The organism is Streptomyces silaceus (assembly GCF_001419745.1).
Taxonomy (GTDB): Bacteria; Actinomycetota; Actinomycetes; order Streptomycetales; family Streptomycetaceae; genus Streptomyces; species Streptomyces silaceus.
Genome location: NZ_LIRJ01000608.1, coordinates 1 through 3,013, shown reverse-complemented (window position 1 = coordinate 3,013; position 3,013 = coordinate 1). Strand labels below are relative to the sequence as shown.

The window sequence follows — 3,013 nt, the reverse complement described above, 5'->3', positions numbered from 1 at the left end:
ACGGGGTCCGGGTGGAGAGGGCGGGGGTTCACCGCGCGGTGCGGGGCGCACGGGCGGGCACCCTCGCTCCGGCCGGCGCTAGCGCCCCGGCTGGGTCAGATGTGTGAACGCGTCCAGGTTCCGCGTGGACTCTCCGCGCGAGACGCGCCACTCGTACTCCTTGCGGATCGCCGACGCGAACCCGAGCTCCAGGAGCGTGTTGAAGGAGTCGTCCGACGCGGAGAGCACCGAGCCGAGGAGGCGGTCCAGTTCCGCGGGCGTCACCGCGGCCAGCGGCAGCTTGCCGGCGAGGTAGATGTCGCCGAGGGAGTCGATCGCGTAACTCACCCCGTACAGGCGGAGGTTCCGCTCCAGGAGCCAGCGGTGGACCGCCTCGTGGTTCTCGTCCGGGTGGCGGATCACGAAGGCGTTCAGGGAGAGGGAGTGGTTGCCCACCTTCAGCGACAGCGTCGTGGAGAGCTTGCGCGTGCCCGGCAGCTTCACCACGTACGCGCCCGGCTCGGGGGACTCCCACTCCAGCTCGGCGTCGTCCAGCGTCCGCTCGATGATCGACGCGGTGTCATCGCCCACCCGTGCCCGCCGCTCCGCCTGGTCCGCCCGCTCAGCCATGGTGCGAGCGTACGTGACGGTGCGCGGCGCGGAAGTCGTGCATCGCCGCGGTGTAGACGTCCGCCGTCGCGGACGCCGCCGTGTCCCAGCCGAAGGACTCCGCGTGCCGCGCCGCTGCGGCGCCCATGCGGTCCACCAGGTGGGGATGGTCGGCGAATTCGCGCAGCACGCGCGCGTAGTGGGCCGGTTCGTGGTCGGGGACCAGGAAGCCGGTGACCTCGTCGCGGACGGCGACGGGCAGGCCGCCCACCGACGCCGCGAGGACCGGCGTGCCCGCCGCCTGCGCCTCGATGGCGACGAGGCCGAAGGACTCGCTGTAGGAGGGCATGACCAGGACGGACGCCGCCCTGAACCAGTCCGCGAGCTGTTCCTGGCCCACCGGCGGCTGGAAGCGCACCACGTCGCAGATGCCCAGCTTCGCCGCCAGCTTCTGCAGGCCCTCGGGCTTGGCGAGCCCGCTGCCGCTGGGGCCGCCGACGATGGGGACGACGATGTTCGAGCGCAGCGACGGCCGCTCCTCCAGCAGCACGGCGACCGCGCGCAGCAGGATGTCGGGGGCCTTCAGGGGCTGGATGCGGCCCGCGAAGATCGGGACGAGCGCGTCCTGCGGCAGACCGAGGCGCCGGCGGGCCGCCGCGCGCCCGTCGGCGGGGCGGAAGCGGTCGAGGTTCACGCCCGGGTGGACGACGGCGACCTTCCCGGGGTCGGCCTCGTAGTGGCGTACGAGCTCGTCGGCCTCTTCGGAGGTGTTGGCGACGAGACGGTCGGCGGCGCGCACGATCTGCGTCTCGCCGATCACGCGGGCGGCCGGCTCGGGGGTGTCGCCGTCGGCCAGCGCCGCGTTCTTGACCTTCGCCATGGTGTGCATGGCGTGGACGAGGGGGACGCCCCAGCGTTCGGCGGCGAGCCAGCCGACGTGGCCGGAGAGCCAGTAGTGGGAGTGGACCAGGTCGTAGTACCCGGGGCGGTGGCCCGCCCAGGCCTGCATCACGCCGTGCGTGAAGGCGCACAGCTGGGCCGGGAGCTCTTCCTTGGCGAGGCCTTCGTAGGGGCCCGCGTCGACGTGGCGCACGAGGACGCCGGGCGCCAGCTCCACGGTGGGCGGGAGGGCGCCGGTGGTGGCGCGCGTGAAGATCTCGACCTCGACGTTGATCGCGGCGAGGCGCTTGGCGAGCTCGACGATGTAGACGTTCATGCCGCCCGCGTCGCCCGTGCCGGGCTGGTGGAGCGGCGAGGTGTGCACGCTGAGCATGGCAACGCGGCGCGGGCGCCGGTGGGTGCCGGGGATACGGAGCCGTGAGGGTGCCGCCGGGGAGCGACGCCCGAGCCTGGACACGTACTGGCTCACGTGGCGGTCCTCCTTGCGTACGGGCATGACAACGGGGAGGGCGTACGGGTCCTCCAGAGGGGGAACACCGGAGGACCCTGCTCCATTTCCACTGCTCCGTCCCACTGACCCTTTTTGCCAAAGCGTTACTCTGCTCTCCCCCGCCGTCGCCCCCGCATACCCTTTCCTCATGGCCCCACGCACCGCCTCCCGCCCCGTGGGCACGGTGACGCGCGGGACCACGAACCCGAACCGTCTGCGCCGCATGGACCGCTGGATCGCCGCCGTCCACGGCGCCGCGCTCCGCCGCGCCGACGACCCCGTCGCCGTCGACCTCGGCTACGGCGCCTCCCCCTGGACCGCCGTCGAGCTGCTGCTCCGGCTGCGCACGGCGGCGCCGCACGCGCGCGTGGTCGGCATCGAGATCGACCCGGCGCGGGTCGCCGCCGCCGCGCCGTACGCCCGCGAGGGGCTCGCCTTCCGGCACGGCGGCTTCGAGGTGCCGCTGCCGGGCAGCCCGGTGCTGATCCGCGCGGCGAACGTCCTGCGGCAGTACGACGAGGAGCAGGTCGCCGCCGTCTGGGAGCGGCTCCGCGCGCGTCTGGCCCCGGGCGGGCTGCTGGTCGAGGGCACGTGCGACGAGATCGGGCGGCGGCACGTGTGGGTGGCGCTCGGCCCCGAGGGGCCGCGCACGGTGACCTTCGCGACGCGCCTCGGCTCCCTGGAGCAGCCCTCCGACCTGGCCGAGCGGCTGCCGAAGGCGCTGATCCACCGGAACGTGCCGGGCGAGCCGGTGCACGCGTTCCTGCGGGACTTCGACCGGGCCTGGGCGGCGGCGGCGCCGTACGCGTCGTACGGGGCCCGGCAGCGGTGGATCAGGGCGGTACGGGACCTGAGTGCCGACTGGCCGGTGACCGACGGGACTTCGCGGTGGCGGCAGGGGGAAGTGACGGTGCGGTGGGAGGCGTTGGCGCCGCGGGGGAGCTGACGGAGCCGACTCACCGCCGGGATCTCCGCCCCCGACCCTGGAGCTTCCGCCCCCTCCCCCCGTCCCTGGAGCCCCCTCCGCCCCGGGGT

Annotated in this window: 3 protein-coding genes; 1 reads left to right on the top strand and 2 read right to left on the bottom strand. The window is 74.1% G+C overall.

Going from position 1 to position 3,013, the window contains the following annotated elements; genetic code table 11:
• Positions 1-78: 78 nt before the first annotated feature.
• Together AOK22_RS37575 and mshA are read right to left on the bottom strand one after the other, a co-directional pair.
• A complete protein-coding gene (locus tag AOK22_RS37575; protein ID WP_055703137.1) occupies positions 79-609 on the bottom strand; it encodes a type III secretion system chaperone family protein in 531 nt (176 codons plus the stop codon).
• Positions 602-1,957 carry a D-inositol-3-phosphate glycosyltransferase gene (mshA, locus tag AOK22_RS37570; protein ID WP_055703139.1) on the bottom strand — a complete coding sequence of 452 codons (1,356 nt, stop codon included), beginning with the start codon at positions 1,955-1,957 and terminating at the stop codon, positions 602-604. The genes AOK22_RS37575 and mshA overlap by 8 nt, the downstream gene beginning before the upstream one ends.
• Before the next feature lie 169 nt (positions 1,958-2,126).
• On the opposite strand from mshA, the gene AOK22_RS37565 reads away from it, so the two are divergent.
• Positions 2,127-2,924 carry a class I SAM-dependent methyltransferase gene (locus AOK22_RS37565; RefSeq protein ID WP_079037089.1) on the top strand — a complete coding sequence of 266 codons (798 nt, stop codon included), beginning with the start codon at positions 2,127-2,129 and terminating at the stop codon, positions 2,922-2,924.
• The last annotated feature ends 89 nt before the right edge of the window (positions 2,925-3,013 follow it).

What these genes read in the sequence shown, in the direction of transcription:
- AOK22_RS37565 (WP_079037089.1), top strand. Translation starts at nt 2,127, where the DNA reads ATGGCCCCACGCACCGCCTCCCGCCCCGTGGGCACGGTGACGCGCGGG.
- AOK22_RS37575 (WP_055703137.1), bottom strand. Translation starts at nt 609, where the DNA reads ATGGCTGAGCGGGCGGACCAGGCGGAGCGGCGGGCACGGGTGGGCGAT.